This window comes from Sphingomonas sp. F9_3S_D5_B_2 (genome assembly GCF_054263715.1).
This window is the reverse complement of record NZ_JBSZFB010000002.1, coordinates 274094-296058: the sequence shown is the minus strand read 5'-3', so window position 1 is coordinate 296058 and position 21965 is coordinate 274094. Positions and strand designations below refer to the sequence as shown.

Annotated in this window: 22 protein-coding genes; 10 read left to right on the top strand and 12 right to left on the bottom strand. The window is 64.0% G+C overall.

Annotated features, from left to right (window positions below):
* Positions 1-35 precede the first annotated feature (35 nt).
* Together ACUXST_RS07310 and ACUXST_RS07305 are read left to right on the top strand one after the other, a co-directional pair.
* Positions 36-335 (top strand): SEC-C metal-binding domain-containing protein, encoded by a 300-nt coding sequence (locus tag ACUXST_RS07310; protein ID WP_458389311.1) that lies wholly within the window; start codon positions 36-38, stop codon positions 333-335.
* Positions 272-652, top strand: a complete 381-nt coding sequence (locus ACUXST_RS07305; RefSeq protein ID WP_458389559.1) for a hypothetical protein — start codon at positions 272-274, stop codon at positions 650-652. Before ACUXST_RS07310 ends, ACUXST_RS07305 begins: the two co-directional genes overlap by 64 nt.
* Positions 653-1243: 591 nt before the next feature.
* Here ACUXST_RS07305 and ACUXST_RS07300 read toward each other — a convergent pair.
* Genes ACUXST_RS07300 through ACUXST_RS07275 form a run of 6 tightly spaced genes read right to left on the bottom strand, consistent with a single transcriptional unit; the run spans position 1244 to position 5133 of the window.
* Positions 1244-2314, bottom strand: coding sequence for a ribonucleotide-diphosphate reductase subunit beta (locus ACUXST_RS07300; protein WP_458389310.1), 1071 nt, complete (start codon positions 2312-2314; stop codon positions 1244-1246).
* 3 nt (positions 2315-2317) lie between these two features.
* Positions 2318-2677 (bottom strand): hypothetical protein, encoded by a 360-nt coding sequence (locus tag ACUXST_RS07295; protein WP_458389309.1) that lies wholly within the window; start codon positions 2675-2677, stop codon positions 2318-2320.
* Positions 2674-2889: a hypothetical protein gene (locus tag ACUXST_RS07290; protein WP_458389308.1), complete on the bottom strand. Its 216-nt coding sequence runs from the start codon at positions 2887-2889 to the stop codon at positions 2674-2676. The genes ACUXST_RS07295 and ACUXST_RS07290 overlap by 4 nt, the downstream gene beginning before the upstream one ends.
* Positions 2886-3101, bottom strand: a complete 216-nt coding sequence (locus tag ACUXST_RS07285; protein WP_458389307.1) for a hypothetical protein — start codon at positions 3099-3101, stop codon at positions 2886-2888. Before ACUXST_RS07285 ends, ACUXST_RS07290 begins: the two co-directional genes overlap by 4 nt.
* Positions 3098-3271 carry a hypothetical protein gene (locus ACUXST_RS07280; protein ID WP_458389306.1) on the bottom strand — a complete coding sequence of 58 codons (174 nt, stop codon included), beginning with the start codon at positions 3269-3271 and terminating at the stop codon, positions 3098-3100. The genes ACUXST_RS07285 and ACUXST_RS07280 overlap by 4 nt, the downstream gene beginning before the upstream one ends.
* Positions 3262-5133, bottom strand: coding sequence for a ribonucleoside-diphosphate reductase subunit alpha (locus ACUXST_RS07275; RefSeq protein WP_458389305.1), 1872 nt, complete (start codon positions 5131-5133; stop codon positions 3262-3264). Before ACUXST_RS07275 ends, ACUXST_RS07280 begins: the two co-directional genes overlap by 10 nt.
* Before the next feature lie 386 nt (positions 5134-5519).
* Between ACUXST_RS07275 and ACUXST_RS07270 the strand changes: the two genes are divergently transcribed.
* Together ACUXST_RS07270 and ACUXST_RS07265 are read left to right on the top strand one after the other, a co-directional pair.
* Positions 5520-5897, top strand: a complete 378-nt coding sequence (locus tag ACUXST_RS07270) for a helix-turn-helix domain-containing protein (protein ID WP_458389304.1) — start codon at positions 5520-5522, stop codon at positions 5895-5897.
* Between the two features lie 80 nt (positions 5898-5977).
* The gene (locus tag ACUXST_RS07265; protein ID WP_458389303.1) at positions 5978-6700 is read left to right on the top strand and encodes a hypothetical protein; all 723 of its coding nucleotides are present in this window, start codon (positions 5978-5980) and stop codon (positions 6698-6700) included.
* Here the strand turns inward: ACUXST_RS07265 and ACUXST_RS07260 are convergent, their stop codons facing one another.
* From ACUXST_RS07260 to ACUXST_RS07250, 3 genes are all read right to left on the bottom strand, one after another.
* A complete protein-coding gene (locus ACUXST_RS07260; protein WP_458389302.1) occupies positions 6701-7609 on the bottom strand; it encodes a diacylglycerol/lipid kinase family protein in 909 nt (302 codons plus the stop codon).
* 66 nt (positions 7610-7675) lie between these two features.
* Positions 7676-7957, bottom strand: coding sequence for an HNH endonuclease (locus ACUXST_RS07255; protein WP_458389301.1), 282 nt, complete (start codon positions 7955-7957; stop codon positions 7676-7678).
* Between the two features lie 80 nt (positions 7958-8037).
* A complete protein-coding gene (locus ACUXST_RS07250; protein ID WP_458389300.1) occupies positions 8038-8760 on the bottom strand; it encodes a helix-turn-helix domain-containing protein in 723 nt (240 codons plus the stop codon).
* 434 nt (positions 8761-9194) lie between these two features.
* On the opposite strand from ACUXST_RS07250, the gene uvrB reads away from it, so the two are divergent.
* The 3 genes from uvrB (at position 9195) to ACUXST_RS07235 (ending at position 14338) form a co-directional block, all read left to right on the top strand.
* The gene (gene uvrB, locus ACUXST_RS07245) at positions 9195-11387 is read left to right on the top strand and encodes an excinuclease ABC subunit UvrB (RefSeq protein ID WP_458389299.1); all 2193 of its coding nucleotides are present in this window, start codon (positions 9195-9197) and stop codon (positions 11385-11387) included.
* Between the two features lie 177 nt (positions 11388-11564).
* Entirely contained in the window at positions 11565-14036 is a 2472-nt protein-coding gene (locus tag ACUXST_RS07240) for a calcium-binding protein (RefSeq protein WP_458389298.1), read from the top strand.
* Positions 14037-14086: 50 nt separating this feature from the next.
* On the top strand, positions 14087-14338 hold the full coding sequence (locus ACUXST_RS07235) for a KTSC domain-containing protein (RefSeq protein WP_458389297.1): 252 nt from the start codon (positions 14087-14089) through the stop codon (positions 14336-14338).
* Here ACUXST_RS07235 and ACUXST_RS07230 read toward each other — a convergent pair.
* Positions 14335-14958, bottom strand: coding sequence for a hypothetical protein (locus ACUXST_RS07230; RefSeq protein ID WP_458389296.1), 624 nt, complete (start codon positions 14956-14958; stop codon positions 14335-14337). The genes ACUXST_RS07235 and ACUXST_RS07230 overlap by 4 nt on opposite strands.
* Positions 14959-15039: 81 nt before the next feature.
* Here ACUXST_RS07230 and ACUXST_RS07225 point away from each other — a divergent pair, with 81 nt between their 5' ends.
* From ACUXST_RS07225 to fahA, 3 genes are all read left to right on the top strand, one after another.
* Positions 15040-15252, top strand: a complete 213-nt coding sequence (locus ACUXST_RS07225) for a hypothetical protein (protein ID WP_458389295.1) — start codon at positions 15040-15042, stop codon at positions 15250-15252.
* A gap of 109 nt (positions 15253-15361) precedes the next feature.
* On the top strand, positions 15362-16645 hold the full coding sequence (hmgA, locus tag ACUXST_RS07220) for a homogentisate 1,2-dioxygenase (protein ID WP_458389294.1): 1284 nt from the start codon (positions 15362-15364) through the stop codon (positions 16643-16645).
* 26 nt (positions 16646-16671) lie between these two features.
* Positions 16672-17925 (top strand): fumarylacetoacetase, encoded by a 1254-nt coding sequence (fahA, locus tag ACUXST_RS07215; RefSeq protein WP_458389555.1) that lies wholly within the window; start codon positions 16672-16674, stop codon positions 17923-17925.
* Here the strand turns inward: fahA and ACUXST_RS07210 are convergent.
* A complete protein-coding gene (locus tag ACUXST_RS07210) occupies positions 17922-18878 on the bottom strand; it encodes a ketopantoate reductase family protein (RefSeq protein WP_458389293.1) in 957 nt (318 codons plus the stop codon). The two genes, fahA and ACUXST_RS07210, sit on opposite strands and share 4 nt — an antisense overlap.
* Positions 18879-18929: 51 nt before the next feature.
* Positions 18930-21965 carry a M10 family metallopeptidase C-terminal domain-containing protein gene (locus ACUXST_RS07205; protein ID WP_458389292.1) on the bottom strand — a complete coding sequence of 1012 codons (3036 nt, stop codon included), beginning with the start codon at positions 21963-21965 and terminating at the stop codon, positions 18930-18932.

The window sequence follows — 21965 nt, the reverse complement described above, 5'->3', positions numbered from 1 at the left end:
CGAAGCGGCGTAAGGGCTTCCCCAGCGAGACACGCGTGAAGCGCGGGCTGCGCTTCGTGCGCGGCGGCGAAAAGGAGCTGGTCGAGAAGCTCGGCCGCAACGATCCTTGCCCGTGCGGTTCGGGGAAGAGGCTTCAAGCGCTGCTGCATGAACTCGGGCCGATTTCGACGGCGCCGAGCGGGGGGAGTATTGGCGCGACTAGGCACGACAGCGCAGCAGTCCTCCATATACTTAACATTGAATATAAAGCATCCACTCCCGCCCGACTCTCATGGGAATCGTTATGCCACCGATGCAGACGGAGCAGTCAGGATCAGTCAGTGATCCCATCTTGATCGACGAGCGGTTTTTTCGTTCGCTCTCAAACATCATCGGGGAGCTACAAGAAGTTGGACTCAAAGAGGTCTCTGAGAAGAAGAATGCTCCCTTGGACATCGTCAGGAGGATAGCTGCTGGCGAAGTTCCAGAAGCATACGGCGAAGTTGCAGCCACGGCAGACCCGATTGAGGAAATCCATCGCCAATACGAACAGAAGCGGCGGGCGCAGGATCTCTCAGAGATTCAGGATGAAGTACAATATCGAAATAGAGTTATCTCAGCTTGTCCTATAACAGCGGTTATACTTTCCAGACCAATGATCTGTCTCAGTTGACAAATCTCTTGGAAACCGAAGCTGATCGCCCCGAGGAACTGATCATTAGTCTCGGGGGCTGGGGCCGTTCTAGTTTCCGACTGTCACTCGGCTCAAGCTATGGACGCACCGCGCGATACTCCATTGCTGGGGTTCGAAGCGACGTGGAGCACATCGCTTCGCTGACTCGGAATTTGCTCCGCGCGTGCGAGCCTGGAAACTCTTGGTTGCATCGACGATGGCCAGGCCACGCGATGGTTTTTGGCACTGCGGCGCTCTTTGTACTGGCCTACTGGTGGGTGCTCGCCCATCTCAACGTCTCTAAAGACGTTAGGAGCGGATTGGTTGTACTCACTTTCCTGCCAGCCTTAACCGGGGCATACCTTGGTTCGGTGCCAGCAAAGAGAGCTGAACAGGTATTCCCCCCGTGCGAATTCGACTTTGGAGCAGAGCGCAGAAGGCGAAGTGGTCACAGATCCGTTTTGTGGGCGCTGGTGTCAGTCCTCTTTGTTCCGATCATTCTAGGACTGTTTTTCGGGTGGCTGTTCTCGCGCTAATTTAGCGGCCGCAGCCTGCACTACGAAAGAGCAGTTCTCCGAGTTCGAGGCGAAACTACTCCGCCGCCACCCCGGCAGCAGCGAACATGTCCGGCCCCTCGCCGCCTTCACCCGCAGCGCCGCCGTCATTCGCAGCAGCCTCCGACTTCGCCTTCATCCGGCGGTCGAAATTGTCCCAGACGCTGTTCCAGTCGCCGCGGGTGGCGCCCTTCGAATATTCGGTCGCGCGGGTTTCGAAGAAGTTGGCGTGCTCGACGCCGTTAAGGAGCGGGGCCAGCCAGGGGAGCGGGTGCTCGTCGACCATGTAGATCGGCTTGAAGCCCAGCTGCCCCATGCGCCAGTCAGCGATGTAGCGGATGTACTTCTTGATCTCCTTGGGCGTCATGCCGGTGACCGGGCCCTGTTCGAACGCGAGGTCGATGAACGCATCCTCGAGCGCGACCGTCTGGTGGCAGGTGTCGCGGATCTCGTCCTTGACGCTCTTCGTCAGGCAGTCGCGCTCCTTCACGAAGGTGTGGAACAGCTTGATGATGCCTTCGCAGTGAAGGCTCTCGTCGCGGACCGACCAGCTGACGATCTGGCCCATGCCCTTCATCTTGTTGAAGCGCGGGAAGTTCATCAGCATCGCGAAGCTGGCGAACAGCTGCAGCCCCTCGGTGAAGCCGCCGAACATGGCGAGCGTCTTGGCGATGTCCTCGTCGGTGTCGACGCCGAACGTGCTGAGGTAGTCGTGCTTGTCCTTCATCTCCTTGTACTGGAGGAAGGCGCTGTACTCGCTCTCGGGCATCCCGATCGTGTCGAGCAGGTGCGAGTAAGCGGCGATGTGGACCGTTTCCATGTTGCTGAACGCGGTCAGCATCATCTTGATCTCGGTCGGCTTGAACACGCGGCCGTACTTGTCGTGGTAGCAGTCCTGCACCTCGACGTCGGCCTGGGTGAAGAAGCGGAAGATCTGGGTCAGCAGGCTGCGCTCGGTGTCGTTGAGCTTCTGCGCCCAGTCGCGGCAATCCTCGCCGAGCGGCACTTCCTCCGGCATCCAGTGGATCTGCTGCTGGCGCTTCCAATATTCGAACGCCCACGGGTATTCGAACGGCTTGTACTGCTTGCGGGCTTCGAGGAGGGGCATGGGTCAGTATCCCTTCATTGCGATTATGGTGGCGGCGCCGAGGATGGCGGCGCAGATGGCGACGACGATGATGAGCCAGCGCTTGCGCGCGGCGGCGAGCTCGGGAGCGGGGTCGACGTAGTCCCGACGGCGCGAAAAAATGAGGGTCTGGCCGAGGATCAGGAACGGCAAGGCAATCGACATGGTATCGAAGCCGGGGTCCCGGACCCAGCCGACCTTGGCGGCGACAAAATAGCCGTACCCCACGAGGGCGGCGACCTCCATCGCGACTCCGCACCACTGAACCCAGTTGAACGGGCGCTCTGGGCGGCCCTGGGGCGAGGGCGCGTTCAGGTCGAAGCTGTGCTCGCGGTAGCCGGTCACTGCGTCGCCCCCGAGTTGAAGTCGAGGGGCGCGGTGTGGCTGTAGACGATCGCGAAGCCGGCGAGGACGATGCCGAACGCGGTCAGCATCATCCCGGCGATCAGCATCGCGGTGCTGCGCGGGCTCTCACCGACGCGGCCGCGAAGCGCGGTGACGAGCAGGACGAGGCCCGCCAGCGCGACGATGATGCCGACGATCGCGAAGACGGTCATCGCGCGCGTGCCGCGTCGAGCTCGGACTGGCTCGGGTGATAGTCGAGGCCGCCGAGCGCGTGGATGCCGACGATCACCGCGACCGCGAACAGCAGGACTGCGCCCTGGCTGCCGTAGCGGCTGCCGTCGGTTGTGCGGCGGGTGTAGAGCCACAGGCCCCCGCCGAGCAGGAGCACTGCAAGCACCAGCTCGACAAGGCGGCCGGTGTTCACCGCCGCATGATCCCCACGAACGCGAGCGTCGCGATGGTCGCAACGAGGTCGAGCGCGATCAGGCCGAGCACGACCGCGCCGGCGCCCTTGGCGGCGTTGCGAAGCGTGAGCCCGCGCCTCACCGACACGCCAGAGTGCCTCGTTCCGATGATCCCCCGGATCATTGGCATGCCAGGCACTCGTCGTAATCGGTCGTCGGGGCGAGCTGGATTTCCTTGAGCTCGGGCGTGTTGTCGGCCTCGACGCCGCCGGCGAAACCGGCGCGCTGCACAGACTTCGAGCGGAGATAGTAGAGCGACTTGATGCCCTGCTCCCACGCGCGGAAGTGCAGCATCATCAGGTCCCACTTGTCGACGTCGGCGGGGATGAACAGGTTCAACGATTGCGCCTGGTCGATGTAGGGCGTGCGGTCGGCGGCAAGCTCGAGAAGCCAGCGCTGGTCGATCTCGAAGCTTGTCTTGAACGTGTCCTTTTCCTCCTGGGTCAGGAAGTCGAGGTGCTGGACGCTGCCGCCCTGCTCGAGGATCGAGTTCCAGACATTTGCGCTGTCCTTCGACTTCTCCTTGAGCAGCGCTTCCAGATACGGGTTCTTGATCGAGAAGCTGCCCGACAGCGTCTTGTGCGTGTAGATGTTGGCCGGGATCGGCTCGATGCAGGCGGAGGTGCCGCCGGCGATGATCGAGATCGACGCCGTCGGCGCGATTGCCATCTTGCAGCTGAAGCGCTCCATCACGCCCATGTCGGCCGCATCGGGGCACGGCCCGCGCTCCTTCGCGAGCATCATCGACGCCTGATCGACCTGGGCGCGGATGTGCTTGAACATCTTGAGGTTCCAGCTCTTCGCCATGGCCCCTTCGAACGACAGGCCGCGCTGCTGGAGGAAGGAGTGGAAGCCCATCACGCCGAGGCCGACGCTGCGCTCACGCTCGGCGCTGTACTTGGCGCGCGCCATCTCGTCCGGCGCGCGGGCGATGTAGTCGCTGAGCACGTTGTCGAGGAAACGCATGATGTCCTCGATGAACTGCTTGTCTCCGTTCCACTGGTCCCAGGTCTCAAGGTTCAGCGACGACAGGCAGCAGACGGCGGTGCGGTCGGCGCCGAGATGGTCCTTGCCGGTCGGCAGCGTGATCTCGCTGCACAGGTTCGAGGTGGTGACCTTGAGGCCGAGATCGCGGTGATGCTTCGGCATCGACCGGTTCACCTGGTCGATGAAGATGATGTAGGGCTCGCCGGTCGCAAGCCGGGTCTCGACAAGCTTCTGGAACAGCGAGCGGGCATCGACGGTGCCGCGGACGCTCTGGTCCTTGGGCGAGCGAAGGGCGAACTCGGCGCCCTCGCGCACCGCTTCCATGAACTCGTCGGTGATCAGCACGCCGTGGTGGAGGTTTAGCGCCTTGCGGTTGAAGTCGCCCGACGGTTTGCGGATCTCCAGAAACTCCTCGATCTCCGGGTGCGAGATGTCGAGGTAGCAGGCAGCGGAACCGCGGCGCAGCGAACCTTGCGAGATCGCCAGCGTGAGGCTGTCCATGACGCGGACGAAGGGGATGATCCCGCTGGTCTTGCCGTTCAGGCCGACCGGCTCGCCGATGCCGCGTACGCGGCCCCAGTAGGTGCCGATGCCGCCGCCCTTCGACGCGAGCCACACGTTCTCGTTCCAGGTGCCGACGATGCCTTCGAGGCTGTCCGACACGCTGTTGAGATAGCAGCTGATGGGAAGGCCGCGGCCGGTGCCGCCGTTGGACAGCACGGGCGTCGCCGGCATGAACCACAGGCGCGAGATATAGTCGTAGACGCGCTGCGCATGTTCGGCATCGTCGGAATAGGCAGCCGCGACGCGCGCGAACAGGTCCTGATAGCCTTCGCCCGGAAGCAGGTAGCGGTCGCGCAGCGTGTCCTTGCCGAACTCGGTCAGGAGATCGTCGCGCTTCGTGTCCACCTTGACGTCGAAGCGAGGCGCATCGACCCGCTTGCTGCCGGTCGCGGGCACCGCCGAGTCCTCCGTGGGAACTTGTGAACCGGTTGAAAAATCCATCGCGCTTCCCCGTCCTGCTTCAGCCCTCTCGAGGGCTGTTTGTTCCCCAAACGTTCGACTCGGACCCACAATGGGCGTCCCAGCCTGTTGACGCGCATTCCGGGGCTTTTCCCACCCTCACCCCTGTGGAAAACGGGGACGAGTAAGCCCGTCACCGGAATATAGTGATTCCGGCGCCGAACACCAGCGGTTGAGTGCTCCCCCAGTCGCGCTACTAGCTATAGTGCCTCAACCGTCGTGAGACGCAAGCAGGTAAATTGTCGCTAACCCAAAATCCTGTGGATTTGCCGCAACGCAGCAGGAACTGGTTACGGCGTCGCCGCGACGCTCCGGTCAAAATTGGCAAGCTCCGTCAACAAAGCGGGGATTGCACCGGATACGAACGGATGCATGAACAAGCTTCCGATCCCCCGGGCGGCTGTCGCAATCTGCAGCGGCGGTGCAGTGTGGCCGTGAGGAAACGCATCCCGCAGAGCGCGCTCGGCGACCACCTGCGCGTGCAGTTTGCCAATAACGTGAAAGAGGTCCGCCGGGCGAAGGGCATGACGCAGCTGGAGCTTGCCATGCGTGCCGGGCTCGGCCGTGTCTTCATCAACCAGATCGAACGCGGCCACAACAGTGTGACGCTGGAGACCATCGGCGCGATCGCGGCTGCGCTGGAAGTGCGCCCGGCGTCGCTGATCAGCAACCGGTCACCGGCCAGGCATCAGCACGAGGAAGCCGTAGCGCAGCGACGCGCCGCGCCCGAGAACACGCGACGGTAGGCGTAAAGCTGCTTTCCCCGCTGCTTTGAACCTCTGCACTGACCCGCTATGCTGCGAGCACACGACATAAGGCGCTCGCCATGAAACGACTGCTGATCGCCATTGCTGCGCTTGCGCTTCCAGTGCCTGCGTTTGCGGGAGCATACCGGATCGTGCTGGATCGACCGGCGACGGGCAGGCTGCTGACGGGCTATGGCGGACTGCAGGCGGCCGATCAGCGCACGCCAACGGCGCTGGTGCGGCTGATCTCACCCGGCAACGATGTCGACCGGCGCGGCACTGTGCGGGCCCTTGTAATGAACCTCGGCGATCGGCCGTTCACGTTCGGACCCGAGAATGTGACGCTTCGGCTCGGCGACGGGACGCTGCTGAAAGCGACCCCCGTCGACCAGTTCGAGGACGGACGGATGCTGGTCGAGCGGGAGTCGCGGCACGCGACGACCGTCGACATGGCCAATCGGAACACCATTTCCTCGCTCGCCAACCAGACGAATTCTGGAATGACGACCCAATCGATGCAGCCGGTGCCGGGCGGAAGTTCGGCCGACACGGGCGACCTTGCCCAGCTCGGCGGCCTCGACCGGCGGACCGACGCGCTGATGCTACCGGGCGGCCGCCTGCTGGATGCCATCTACCAGCTGCTGATTCCGGAGACCGTCGGACCGCGGCAGGCGTGGGGCGGCTATTATGTATTCGATGTGCCTGCCGACGTCCGGCGGCGGCGTGCCGACCAGCCGCTTTCCATTATCGTCCGGACCGGCGGTGAGGAGCATCGCTTTTCAGCGACGCTGCACTGGAAGTAGCTATTTGCCGGCCGGCCCGGAAGCCGGAGCAATGACCCGCAGCGCCTGCTTGCGGATGCGATAGTCGAGCGGCGGTTCGGCGCGCACGACTTCACCATCCAGCGATACCGCAAGCTTCCCGCGGTGAGACTCGACGCGAAGCCGCTGGACATCGTCCAGCCGCACCATGTCGTCCTCGCGTGAGCGATTGAGCAAGGCCCTGACGCTGGCCGCAATGAAGCCCGCGCGCGTCTTCTTGCGCATGACCAGCACGCTGAGCTCGCCATCGTCGAGGCTCTCGCGCTTGCCCGGAGCGCCGATGTCCACGCGATAGTCGTTGTTGCCGACGAACAGCAGCGGCGTGTCGACGCGTGCCTTCTCGTCGTTGACCGTAAGGGTCAGCCGCTGATGGTTGAAGCGGGCAAGCATTCGCGCGGAGGCGACGAGCATCGCCAGGCGCTTGCTCCGGCCGAGGCGGCGCTGCTGCTGGTCGCGATCCACGACCATCAACGGATAAAGGCCGATCGCGCTGTTGTTGATGAAAATCCGGCCATTCATCTCGGCGACGTCGACGCGGCGCTCCGGCGCTTCGGCGACCAAGGCCGTTGCCGCCTCGATGTCGAATGGGATGCCAAGGTCGCGCGCGAAGTGGTTGAGCGTGCCCAGCGGGAGGATTCCGAGCTTCGTCTCCGTTCCGACGAGGGCCGATGCCGCGGCGCTGATGGTGCCGTCGCCGCCGCCGACGACAAGCAGCGCATCGCCCCTCTCCGCGACTGCGCGCGACCGCACCTCGCAATCGCCGCCGGCAATGAGCTCCACCTCTGCATCGAGCCCTGCCGCCTTGAAGGCGTCGCGGACCTTGCCGGCGATCTCCGGGTCTGCGGCGACGGTGCCGCCACCGCGGTTCAGGAGGACTGTAAGAGCTGCCATTGCCTGCCGCTAACGCGCCACAGCCGTCGTCGGTGCATCACGCCGCGCGGGCCGATCGATTGAGCTCTATCGCCGCTTGCGGGTGGGAGCGTGGAAATCAGGATCCTTGTTGGCGATCCAGGCAAGGAAGCGGCCGATGTCCGGGTTGGACCTGAGCAGTGGAAGGTCCCGCCCGATCTTCGCCAGTTCCGCGTTGGTCAGTGTCTTGTGGAGCGTGCGGTGGCAGATCGGGTGTAACGGAACCGTCTCCCGCCCGCCGCGGCTCTTGGGCACGGGATGATGGTATTCCACGCGCGTGCCGAGCGGTCGCGAACAGAGCCAGCAGGTCTCATCGTCGGGATCGGGCATGCCTGCGCGCAACGCTGAAGACCGGCGTTCGGCACCCGCGGGCAGTCGCCGCTACGTTTGCGTTCGAGCCATTGCAGACATCAGCGGGCTTCCGACGAACTGGGCGCAGCACCGCCATCATCGACCGGCTTCGTGACCTCGAGACATGTGGCTGACTTGCAGTGCAACACGCCATCGATGAGCTCGCGAGTGCGCGCAACGCGTCCGGGCGCCACCTGTGAACCGTAGCTCAAGATTGTCAGCGGCTGCGGGTTCATCTGGGTTACAACGCCGAGATAGGTTCGCACGTTCGCCTCCGACACTTCCTCACCGTTCCACGTCAGGCGATTCCCACTGAGATGAATGCGATTTGATTGCCGAGCGGCGACTTCGGGCAGCGTTTTCTGCAGGCTCCAGTTCGGCAACGGACCTGACGGGTCAGTCGGTGCGAACCTTGTCGCAACCACCGCGATGATGACGGCGAGCAACATCGTGCAAACTCCTCCCACGGCTAATGCAAGGGTGTGCTTGTCACCTTTGCGGTCCTGGGACTCGGCTTCATCCGTCGGCTGGGGAACCGCCAGCCCGATTTTCTTGTGTACAAGGGAATCGGAGCCCGGCCCCTTGGAGCTTACGAGTAAACGGGCGGCCGTCCGGCTGCTGGAGACCCCAAGCTTTCTGCGCGCGCTGCGCAGCCTCTCGTTTACCGCGTGGACGGATATGCCAAGCTCGCGTGCAGTGGACTTGGCATCGTGCCCCTGGGCAAGAAGTCGCAGGACAGCTTTCTCGCGATCGCTCAGCACCTCGGGATCAAACGCGGGCATGAGCTAACGCGCAACGCGTGGATCGCGTTCGCTCACTTTGCTGAGCCCCTTCGCTGGAAGCTTCTGCACCATTTCGAAAATGAGCAAGCAATCCATGCGAATCAACAAATCCACTCACCATTCACAGCCTGCGATTGCCAAGCCGGAGATAGAGCTGCCGAGTATTCCGCAAGCAGCAGCGGAATCGTCGCAGCCAGATACGGCAGCCGGCCAATTGGTCGCGGCCGCTGACCTGAAGCTTGGACATGTCCTGCCACCACCGAAGAGTTACGCGTGGCTCCTGGGCATCACAAGCCACTCTCCCTGCGCGACTTGAGCTCACCCATTATGCCCTGCGCCGGTCATAGGTGTCGCGCAAAGGTGGCAGCCCCTGCCGATACCGGCGGTTGTTTCGTGAATTGTGGCCGGGCCATTGACGCCCCATATCGGCGCCGATGTCGATTCAGATCCGAACCACGCTTGCCGAGCCGGAAACCAGCGGCGACTTCGTGCCGCACAAGCCGGCGCGGCCGGAGAAGGCCGAAGGCGGCCGCGCGTTCAAGCTGGTTGCAGACTATGAGCCGGCCGGCGACCAGCCGACCGCCATCCGTGAGCTGACGGGTCAGGCGCTCGATGGTGAGAAGAGCCAGGTGCTGCTGGGGGTCACCGGATCGGGCAAGACCTTTACCATGGCCAAGGTCATCGAGACCCTGCAGCGCCCTGCCCTCGTCATCGCTCCGAACAAGATCCTGGCAGCGCAGCTCTATGGCGAGTTCAAGAGCTTCTTCCCCGACAATGCGGTCGAGTATTTCGTCAGCTACTACGATTATTATCAGCCCGAAGCCTACGTCCCGCGCACCGACACCTACATCGAGAAGGAAAGCTCGGTGAATGAGGCGATCGACCGAATGCGCCATTCGGCGACGCGATCGCTTCTGGAGCGCGACGACGTGATCATCGTTGCCTCGGTCTCGTGCCTCTACGGCATCGGCTCGGTCGAGACCTATTCAGCGATGGTGTTCACTCTCAAGAAGGGCGGCGTCGAGGACCAGCGCGAGGTCATCCGCAAGCTCGTCGCGCTGCAGTACAAGCGCAACGACGCCGCATTCGCGCGCGGCAATTTCCGGGTCCGCGGCGACAGCCTGGAGATCTTCCCGTCGCACTATGAGGACACGGCCTGGCGCGTGTCCTTCTTCGGCGACGAGGTCGAGAGCATCACCGAGTTCGACCCGCTGACCGGGAAGACGGTCGCCAGCCTCGACAGCATCAAGGTGTATGCGAACTCGCACTACGTGACGCCCGGCCCGACGCTCAAACAGGCGATGGAGGCGATCAAGCATGAGCTTGCGGAGCGCTTGAAAGAGCTGGTGGCGGAAGGGCGGCTGCTGGAAGCGCAGCGGCTGGAGCAGCGGACCAACTTCGACCTCGAGATGATCGCGGCTACGGGGTCATGCGCAGGCATCGAGAATTATTCGCGGTTCCTGACGGGCCGCCTGCCCGGCGAACCGCCGCCGACGTTGTTCGAATATCTGCCGGACAATGCGCTCCTGTTCATCGACGAAAGTCACCAGACGGTGCCACAGATCGGCGCCATGGCGCGCGGCGACCACCGGCGGAAGATCACGCTGGCGGAGTACGGCTTCCGGCTGCCGAGCTGCATCGACAACCGGCCGCTGCGCTTCAACGAATGGGACGCGATGCGCCCGCAGTCGGTGTTCGTATCGGCGACGCCCGGCACGTGGGAAATGACCGAGACGGGCGGTGTGTTCAGCGAGCAGGTGATCCGCCCGACCGGCCTCATCGACCCGCCGGTGGAGATCAAGCCGGTCGAGGACCAGGTCGACGACCTCGTGAACGAAGCGAAACAGACGGCGCGCAAGGGCTATCGGACGCTGGTGACGACGCTCACCAAGCGCATGGCCGAGGACCTGACGGAGTATCTGCACGAAGCGGGTCTGAAGGTCCGCTACATGCACTCCGACGTCGAGACTCTGGAGCGCATCGAGCTGATCCGCGAGCTTCGGCTCGGCGTCTACGACGTGCTCGTGGGAATCAACCTGCTGCGCGAGGGGCTGGACATTCCGGAGTGCGGATTGGTCGCGATCCTGGACGCGGACAAGGAAGGTTTCCTGCGCTCGGAAACGTCGCTGATCCAGACGATCGGCCGCGCTGCCCGCAACGTCGAAGGCCGTGTCATCCTCTACGCAGACACGGTGACCGGATCGATGGAGCGCGCGCTCGCGGAGACGGATCGGCGGCGAGAGAAGCAGCTCGCTTACAATGCCGAGCACGGCATCACGCCCGAGACCATCAAGCGACAGATCCACGACGTGATGGCGCACCTGGCGACGCGCGACGGCGTGGTCGTGGACACCGGCGACGAGGAGCGCCCGCATCTCGTGGGTCACAACCTCAAGGCCTACATCGCCGACCTCGAGGAGCGCATGCGCAAGGCCGCCGCGGACCTCGAGTTCGAGGAAGCCGCGCGGCTGCGCGACGAGATCCGGCGACTGGAGGAAGACGACCTCGGCATCCCGCAGCCGGATCGGGTGGCGCCGAGGCCGCTGGGAAACTCGACAGAGGGCAAGCCGGGCACGCGCAAGGGCCGCTACGGCAAGCAGAGCCGGACGAGGTTCGGCGGCCAGTAGGAGGCAACAGCAGGCGCCTGATAAAGCCTTCCCGCTCCGGCTGACGCACTAATTATCGGCTGTATTATTTCGATTAACTCCAAGTCATAACACGCTCGCGCGCTGTTCGAATTCCAAAGTGAGTCGGCACCGGTGCGACTGAGCGGCGGCTCGAGCCCCCGCGTAACGGGGGGCAATATGGCAGACATCTACGGCACGAACGGCAACGACAATCTCTTCGGCACTTCGGGGGACGACTTCATCGATGGTGGCTTGGGTGCCGATAGGATGGACGGCGGCACCGGCGACGATGTCTACGCCGTAGACAATCCAGGTGACCTCGTCGTCGAGGACCCGGACAGTGGAGAGGACGTCGTCTATACGACGTTGGAGACCTACACGCTTCCCGTGAACGTGGAACACCTCATCTACGAGGGTGACGAATTCGCGGCTTTCGACGGCACCGGCAATTCGCTGGATAACTATATCGAAGGCTGGGATGGAGACGACGTCCTCACCGGTCTTACGGGAGACGACATCCTGGAAGGGCTGGGAGGCGACGATCAGCTGATCGGCGGCACGGGTGACGACATCTACGGCGTCGAAGAGAGCGGTGACGTTGTCGTCGAAGCTGCGGGCGAAGGCATCGACACGGTCTCAACCACTCTCGGCGAATACACCCTCGGAGCGAACGTCGAAGCTCTCATCTTCGCTGGCGACCCCGCCGCGAGCTTTACCGGGACCGGCAATTCGCTCGATAATTACATCGAGGGCTATGATGCAAATGACACGTTGGATGGCGGAGCCGGGGCAGACGAACTCGCGGGACTCAACGGCGACGATGTCTACCTAGTCGACGACGTGAACGACACCGTCACCGAGAACGCCAGCGAAGGCTACGACGTCGTTCTCGCCTCATCCGCTACCTATACGCTCGGCGCGAATGTCGAGGCGCTCATACATGATGGCGCAACCGATTTCACCGGCTCCGGCAACGATCTCGACAACTATCTCGAAGGCGGCAGCGGCGACGACGTGCTCTCAGGCGGGGCGGGGAACGACATCCTAGACGGCGCTGGCGGCTCCGATCGCTTGAAAGGAGAGACTGGCGACGACGTCTATTACCTCGATGAACCTGGCGCTTTGGTGATCGAGAACGCAAACGAGGGCCTTGATGAAGTCTTCACGACGCTAAGTTCCTATAGCCTCACGGCCAACGTCGAATATCTGATCTACGATGGATCTGGACGGTTCACGGGCAACGGCAACAACATCGCCAACTACCTCCAGGGAAACGCCGGCGACGATTCGCTCAGCGGTGCGGGTGGCGACGACTTCCTCAGTGGGCACGCCGGCTCCGACCGGCTTTACGGCGACGCAGGCAATGACGGCCTTGATGGCGGCCTCGGCGCCGACAAGATGGTCGGCGGTACAGGGGACGACACGTTCTTCGCCGACAACAGCGGCGACATCGCCTATGAGAACGCCGGCGAAGGTTCCGACGAGGTAATTGCTTCGGTCAGCTATGCGTTGCGGGACAACGTTGAAGATCTGGTGCTCACCGGCATCCAGAACCTCACGGGTAAAGGCAACGCCGTTGATAACGACATCTTCGGCAACGCCGCCAACAATTCCCTATATGGCTATGGGGGGAATGACCGGCTCAGTGGTGATGCGGGCAATGACACGTTGGACGGCGGGACCGGCATCGATGGGCTCTACGGTGGTGCCGGCAACGACACTTACTACGTCAATAGTTCTACCGCGTACGCCTACGAGAATGCCGGCGAGGGCACAGACCGGGTTATCTCGTCGATCAGCACGCAGCTTCGCGCCAATGTCGAGAACCTGTCGCTGAGCGGCGCGTCCAACCTGACCGGCAAGGGCAACGAGCTTGCCAACACGCTGACCGGCAACACCGCCAACAATGCGCTTTACGGCTATGCTGGCGACGACAAGCTGTACGGCGGCGATGGCAACGACGTGCTGAACGGCGGCAGTGGCGTCGACCGGCTGAGCGGCGGCACCGGCAACGACACTTACTATGTCGATGACGCGACCAGCTATGCCTACGAGAATGCCGCTGAAGGCACCGACCGCGTCTATGCGACGGTCAGCCTGACGCTCCGCGCCAATATCGAGAACCTGACGCTCTCCGGCGCTTCGGCGATCAACGGCAGCGGCAACGAGATCGACAACCGCATCTGGGGCAATGGCGCCACCAACGCGCTCCACGGCGCAGCGGGCAACGACAAGCTCTACGGCCAGGCCGGTGACGACACGCTCTCTGGCGATGACGGCAACGACTGGCTCGAGGGCGGCACCGGCAAGGACGTCGCCTATGGCGGCGCCGGCAAGGACACGTTCGTGTTCCGCGACGGCGACTTTGCCGGAGCGACCACCGGCAGTGCCGACGTCATCCACGACTTCGTGCATGGCGACGACCATATCCGGCTCGACTATTTCGATGCCGACACGGTGCTCGGCGGCAACCAGGCCTTCTCGTTCATCGGCACCGCCGCGTTCGACGGCACCGCCGGCGAGCTCCGCTACGAAGCGATCGGCGGCGCCACCTACGTCTCCGGAGACACCAACGGCGACGGCACCGCCGACTTCATGCTCCGCCTCGACGGCAACCACCCCCTCACCAGCGGAGACTTCGCGCTTTAGGCGAGGAACCGGTCCGCTGGTCGAGTGTAGAGTCCCCTGAGGAGTTCTGCGTGCCGTCCAGCGTCATCCGCCGCTTCGCCTATGACATCGCCAGGAGCGAACTGTGGGTCGAGTTCGTCAGTGGACGCAGGTACGTCTATGAGGACGTGCCCGGAAGCGTGGCGAACGCGTTCCGCGGCGCTTTCGCCAAGGGAGTCTACTTCAACACGCGAATCCGCGACCTGTACCGGTTCCGGGATGTCACTCGGGACCTCGAGGCCCAGCCGGACCAGGAACGCGAGCACGCCGAGAGTGAATATTAAGGCTCGATTCGGTCGATGTGCCAGCGGCGCTGGGCATTGGTCGACCCGGGCACGTCATTGACGCGCCGCAGCGTGACGGTGCGGCGTTCACGGAATGACCGCCCGGACGAGTCCTTGCCGTAGAATGACACCGGCATGGTGATGTAGATCGAGCCCGCGGCGCCTTCGGGCTCGTTGAGATTGCCGATCGCCATGTGGGTCTCGCGGTTCGACTTCAGCTTCGCGGCGAACTTCTCCGCCGTATCGCTGCTGCCCCACAGACGGGCGGCCTGGGCCCACCTCTTTTCCTCGATCAGTGCGCCATATTGCTGGACCACCTGGCCGGCAGCCTCCGCGCTTTTGGGCGGAATTGGCCCGTTTGGCTCCGGCAAGCTCGTTTCGTGCGGAGGAACTTCGGCACGGGCCGCAGGGGCGGCGGGCGCAGGCGGCGGAGCGGGAGCGGTGGGCGCCTGGGAGGAGTGCGTCTCGGGCGGAAGGCTGTTCGTCACGGCGGGTGGCGCGCTCGGCGCCGGCAGCGTCGGCGACGTAACGTTGTTCACTGGCTCCTGCGGCTGGCTCTGCGGCCCACAGGATGCGAGCGCGCCGACGAGGCCGAGGCCAAGCTTGTGCTGCAACTTCATCCACTTTCCTCCTTACGGAACCGCACTCGTTACGGTTCGTTCGTTTCGCCAACATAACAGGTCAATACAGGGAGAGTTTCCATGGCAGACACCGATCGCGATGAAGTTGAACGCACGACCGTGGTCCAGACCGGTGACGGCGGCGGTGGCAGTGGCGGCGTCCTCGCCGTGGTGCTCCTGATCATCGTCGTCCTGGTGCTGCTGTTCCTGTTCCGCAGTCAGCTGGGCCTTGGCGGACACTCGACGAACGTCAGCATTCCCAATTCCATCGACGTCAACGTCAACAAGAGCTGATCGACACGCATTCAGCGGACGGGCTGCGAGTCCCCGTCCGCTGCGGGCGCGGCTCCCCAAGGGGCCGCGCCCGTTTGAGTTTGTGTCCCCGAGGTTCTAACCCTCCGGCATGACCGACGCGCTCCGTTACCAGACAGGCTTCGGCGGGTATTTCGAGAGCGAGGCCGTGGCAGGCGCGCTGCCCGAGGGCCGCAACGCTCCTCAGCGCCCGGCCTTCGGCCTCTACACCGAGCAGCTGTCCGGCAGCTCCTTCACTTCCCCGCGGCACGAGAACCGGCGCAGCTGGCTGTACCGGATGCGGCCGACGGCCGATCACCGGCCGTTCGAGCGTTATTCCGGCGCGCCGCTGTTCGCTCCTGGCACGGTTGACGAGCCGCTCGCCCCCAACCGGTTACGTTGGGACCCCCCGGCCGATCTCCCTGCTGGCGCGGACTTCGTGGACGGCATGGTCACAATGCTCGCCAACCGTCATCCGCATGACCTCGAAGGCGTTGCCGTCCACCTGTACTGCGCAAGCCGCTCGATGGAGCGCCGCGTGTTCGTGGACGCCGACGGCGAGTTGCTGATCATCGCACAGGCGGGCGATCTCCGCGTCGTCACGGAGCTTGGCGCGCTCGAGATCGCTCCGGGGTCAGTCGCCGTGATTCCCCGCGGCGTTCGCTTCCGCGTCGAAGTGGAGGGGGAAGCGCGCGGCTATGTTGCCGAAAACCACGGCTTGCCGCTACGCCTGCCGGAGCTCGGGCCGCTCGGCTCGAACGGCCTCGCCAATCCACGCGACTTCGAAACGCCCGCCGCCTGGTTCGAGGACAAGGACGAGCGCACCGAGGTGATCCAGAAGTCACTCGGCACCCTGTGGACGACGACACTCGACCATTCGCCGCTCGACGTTGTTGCATGGCACGGCAATTACGCGCCGTATCGTTACGATCTGTCGCGCTTCAACGCGATCGGCACGATCAGCTTCGATCATCCCGATCCATCGATCTTCACGGTGCTGACGAGCCCGAGCAACGTTCCCGGCCGGGCGAATGCGGACTTCGTGATCTTCCCGCCCAGGTGGATGGTTGCCGAGGACACCTTTCGGCCCCCCTGGTTCCACCGCAACGTGATGAGCGAGGCAATGGGCCTGATCCAGGGCGCCTACGACGCCAAGGCAGACGGGTTCGCACCCGGCGGACTATCGCTCCACAATCTGATGAGCGGGCACGGCCCCGATGTCGAAAGCTGGCGCAAGGCAAGCGAAGCGGAGCTCAAGCCCGTCAAGATCGACGGCACGCTCGCCTTCATGGTCGAGACCTGCTGGCCGTATCAGCCCACGCAATGGGCGCTGGAGCGAGCCCAGCCCGATTACGACCTGGCCTGGAACGGCTTCCCGAAGGCGAAGCTGCCGTGAACGACGACACCAACAATCCGGCGCGGATGAGCTGGGTGGACAGCGCCCACGGCAGCGATTTCCCGATCCAGAACCTCCCGCTAGGCATATTTTCAGAAGCGAAGGGCGGACGTCACCCTGGCGTGGCCATTGGCGACTATGTGCTGGACCTCGCCGCTATCGCGGACCTGCTCGATGAAGACTGGCGGCAAGACCTGTCGCAGCCCGTCCTCAACGCCTGGCTCGCCCGCGGCCATGGAGCAGAGCGGCAACTGCGCGATCGATTGGCCGAACTGCTCAGCGACGAACGTTATCGCGACGAGGTCGACCCGCACCTGATCGGCCAATCGGAGGTCCGGCTGCACGTCCCCTGCCTGGTCGGCGATTACACCGACTTCTACGTCGGGATTCACCACGCCATGAACGTCGGCAAGCAGTTCCGGCCCGACAATCCGCTGCTGCCCAACTACAAATATGTCCCGATCGGGTACCATGGGCGCGCGAGCTCGGTTCGCTCGTCCGGCGAGCCGGTTGTCCGTCCATCCGGACAGCGCAAGGCGCCCGACGCGGACGCTCCCGAATATGGCCCGAGCCGGCGGCTCGACTACGAACTCGAACTCGGCATGTGGGTGGGGCGAGGCAATGCGCTTGGCTCGCCGATCCCGATCGGTGAAGCGGGCGAGCATATCGCCGGCTACTGCCTTCTCAACGATTGGTCGGCGCGCGACCTACAGGCTTGGGAGTATCAGCCGCTGGGTCCGTTCTTGGCCAAGAACTTCCTGACGACCGTCTCGCCATGGATCGTCAGCCCGCAGGCGTTAGCGCCATTCCGCAAAGCGATGCCCAGGCGCACTGCAGGCGACCCCCGGCCGCTCCCCTACCTCAGCGATGACGAGGACAGCCGCCAGGGCGGACTCGGGATCCAGCTGGAGGTGACGCTGTCGACGCTGGCGATGCGCGCGAGCGGCGTGCCTGCGCACGTCCTGTCGCAGGGATCGGCGGATGCCGCGATGTACTGGAGTGCCGCCCAGATCGTCACCCATCACAGCTCCAACGGCTGCAATCTTCAGCCGGGCGACCTGATCGGGACGGGCACCTTGTCGACGGAGAGCGAGAATGGCCTCGGCTCGCTGCTGGAGATCAGCCGTGGCGGCAAGCAGCCGATCGAACTGCCAACGGGTGAAACGCGCCGCTTCCTCGAGGATGGTGACGAGATCACGATGCGGGCGTGGTGCGAAGGCGATGACGCCGTGCGCATCGGCTTCGGTGAATGCGTCGGACGCGTCGTGGAGTCCGCCTAGGGCGCTCCAAGGCTCGCCGCCATCAGCCGCGTCAGCCCGTAGAGCCGGTCGAGCGCCGGAGTCGCAATGCCTTGCCGCCGCGCAACCTCTCGAGGAGCGCCGAGCAGTGCTTCCAGTTCGATCGGGCGGCCGCCCTCCACGTCCTGGAGCATGGACGTCTTGAACGCACCCAGTCGCGCGGTGACCTTCATCCGGTCCTCACCGCTTTCGGTGATCGGACAGCCGATCGCCGCCCCGATATCCGCAAGTTCCGCCATGCCTTGCAGCATCCAGGCGCGGCATTCCGCGTCGGCGAGGATGCGGTCGGCCGTTGCGCGCGTGAGCGCCGACAGCGGGTTGATCGTCGCGTTGCCCCACAGCTTGTACCAGATTGCTCGGCGCACATTGTCGCTTGCCTCGCAGCGGATGCGGGCTTCGCTGAACAGACGGCAGAGCGTATCGGCGCGCGCGCCTGTTCCGCCGTTCGGCTCACCGACGATCAGCTTGTCCGCGTGCTTGACGACCACGTGATCAGCGGCGCTTCGGTAGCAGGAGGCGTGCACAACGCAGCCGACGATCTGGGCCATCGGCAGTGCCGCCGCGATGGAGCCGGCCGGATCGACGCATCGGAGCGGGTCGCCCGGCACGAACCACCAGGGCACGCCGTTCAGCATCGGCAGAATGATCGTGTCGCGGCCCACAGACTGCGCGAGCTTTCCAGCGACAGCCGGCAAGGCAGGCGCCTTCACCGCGACTATCAGCAGCTCTGGAGGCCCATCAAACAACTGCAGAGACGCCGCCTCGGTCTCACCGGCTTCGCTGATCTCGAGCCGCTCGACGCGGCCGCGGCTGCTCACCGCCATCACCTGGTGTCCGGCAAGCGCAAGCCGGGCCGCGACCCAGCCGCCGATTGCGCCGGCGCCTACGACACAGACCTTCAACGTCTCGTACCCATGTCGACCGTCTTGCGGCATGCAGCGGGCGACCTTCAACCCCGAACCGAGCGGCGCCGAGAGCGCGTCTGCCTAAAGCGCGAAGTCTCCGCTGGTGAGGGGGTGGTTGCCGTCGAGGCGGAGCATGAAGTCGGCGGTGCCGTCGCCGTTGGTGTCTCCGGAGACGTAGGTGGCGCCGCCGATCGCTTCGTAGCGGAGCTCGCCGGCGGTGCCGTCGAACGCGGCGGTGCCGATGAACGAGAAGGCCTGGTTGCCGCCGAGCACCGTGTCGGCATCGAAATAGTCGAGCCGGATGTGGTCGTCGCCATGCACGAAGTCGTGGATGACGTCGGCACTGCCGGTGGTCGCTCCGGCAAAGTCGCCGTCGCGGAACACGAACGTGTCCTTGCCGGCGCCGCCATAGGCGACGTCCTTGCCGGTGCCGCCCTCGAGCCAGTCGTTGCCGTCATCGCCAGAGAGCGTGTCGTCACCGGCCTGGCCGTAGAGCTTGTCGTTGCCCGCTGCGCCGTGGAGCGCGTTGGTGGCGCCATTGCCCCAGATGCGGTTGTCGATCTCGTTGCCGCTGCCGTTGATCGCCGAAGCGCCGGAGAGCGTCAGGTTCTCGATATTGGCGCGGAGCGTCAGGCTGACGGTCGCATAGACGCGGTCGGTGCCTTCAGCGGCATTCTCGTAGGCATAGCTGGTCGCATCATCGACATAGTAAGTGTCGTTGCCGGTGCCGCCGCTCAGCCGGTCGACACCGCTGCCGCCGTTCAGCACGTCATTGCCGTCGCCGCCGTACAGCTTGTCGTCGCCAGCATAGCCGTAAAGCGCATTGTTGGCGGTGTTGCCGGTCAGCGTGTTGGCAAGCTCGTTGCCCTTGCCGGTCAGGTTGGACGCGCCGCTCAGCGACAGGTTCTCGACATTGGCGCGAAGCTGCGTGCTGATCGACGAGATGACCCGGTCGGTGCCCTCGCCGGCATTCTCGTAGGCGTAGTCGGTCGCGTCCCGCACGACATAGATGTCGTTGCCGACACCGCCGAACATCTTGTCGAGACCAACACCGCCGTCCAGCGTGTCGTTGCCGGCGTTGCCGTACAGCAAGTCGTTGCCGCCGCTGCCCGAAATCCGGTTCGCGCCGCTGTTGCCGGTGATCAAATTGGCATCGTTGCTGCCGGTGCCGTCGATTGCCGCCGTGCCGGTGAGCGTCAGGTTTTCGACGTTGGCCGAAAGGCGGTACGTGCTCGACGCGCTGACGTTTTCCGTTCCTTCGCCCGCGCGCTCGATGATCCTGTCGCTGGCGGAGAACACGACATAGCTGTCGTTGCCGGTGCCCCCCGTCAGATCGCTGCCGCCGCCGCCCGACCCCGTCAGGCTGTCGTTGCCGGTGCCTCCGACCAGCGCCCCGCCCGCCGCCGTCGAACGCAACGTGTCATCGAACGCAGAACCGATGATCCGCTCTACCGATACCAAGGTATCGACGCCGGACGCGCCGGTGTTGTAATTGCCGGCATCGGTAACCATCGAGACGGAGCCTGAAGCGTGGCTGTAGTCGATCGTGTCGAAACCGTCGCCGCCAGAGAACCAGTCATTGGCTGCGGTCGCGCTGAAGCTGTCGTTGCCGCCGTCGCCGTAGAAGTTGGCAGCGAGTCCGCTTAGCCGGTCGTCGCCGCTACCACCATGGATAGACAAGGTTGTGGGAGCGGCCGTAAGCGTATCGCCGTAGGCGGACCCGACGAGATTTTCGAAGCTGGTAAGCGTGTCGCGGCCGGCTCCGATGGTGTTCTGCTGGCCAGAAACGCGCATGTCGACGGTGACGCCGGCGCGCGCCGCCTCATAAGATACGGTGTCGTTGCCGGCGCCGCCCTCGAGCACGTTATTCGCGGCATTGCCGACGATCGTGTCGCTTGCCGTTCCACCTTTGGCGTTCTCGATCACAGTCCCGAACGCGATCGCCATGTTGCCGATGCTGCCGGCAACGTTCGAAAAGGTGCCGGGATTGAGATTGATGACCTGATCACTGTGCGACGCAGAATAGTTCAGCGTGTCGGTGCCGCCGCTGTCGATGATCGTGTACGCAGCGTCCGGATTGGCGTTCGTATCAAAGACCGGATTGCCGGAGTTCGAGCCGTAACCGTACGTCGTGTTGCCGGTGCGGGTCGTTGTCGACAGCCCGTACAACGTCTGCATCGCGAGGATATCGCCGCTCATCGGCGTCAGCGTGAAGGCGTAGGAAAAGTCCTGGTCGCCGAAGTAGCTGCTCTCGCGTTCGCTGAAATAGGACATGACCGTCGTCGACCACGCGTCATTCGAATAGACCGCGTCGTCGGGGTAGGTAGCCGTCTCATTGTAATTGCCGGCGTGCCCGAGCCCGAGCGCATGGCCGATCTCGTGCAGATACGTCTGGAACGAGTAGGTGTTGAGCGACGTGCCGTAATCGGTCAGCCACTGGCTGGAGATGTTCACGGTCGCGGACGTGGTTACGTGGTTCGCCCAGTCGGCGTTCGTGTAGGCACCGTCCTCGCTGTCGTCGAACACGATCTGGCCGCCGGTAGTGACCTCCTTGAAGGTCACGCCGATCACGTCTGTCCACTCGGCCAGGGCGGCACGCGCAAGCGTCTGACCGTCTCCGGCGAGCGCCGTCAGGTTGACGGTGATCGTGCCGCCTTGAGTGACATTGAAATGGTGCCAGTCGCCGCCCCAGTAGCCGTTGACCAGCTGGTCGGCGATCTGGCTGTAATCGTAGACCGGCGGCGGCGTGTAGAGTTCGACCGAAACCTTGTAATCGCCGGTGTATTTGTAGGTCCCGGCGTCATCGTCCCACGCCGCAGCGTCGATGTAGTAAGTGCCGGAGCTCGTCGGCGTGAATATGACCCGGGAGTCGCGCTCGATGCCCGGGTTGATGTCGTCCTTCTCGGCAAGGACGTTGCCCGAGGAGTCCCGCAGGTAGAGGTACGGATCCTCGAGGGCGTTCGAACCGTACCCTGCAAGCGTGATGGAATATTTCTGGCCGGCCGTGAGGTTAACTGCGATCCAGTCGTGGTCGCCCGCGGTTTCAATCGATCCGACGAAGGACCCGCCCAGGCTGACGTGCGCGGTCGTGCTGGTATCTGCTGCAATGTCTGTCAT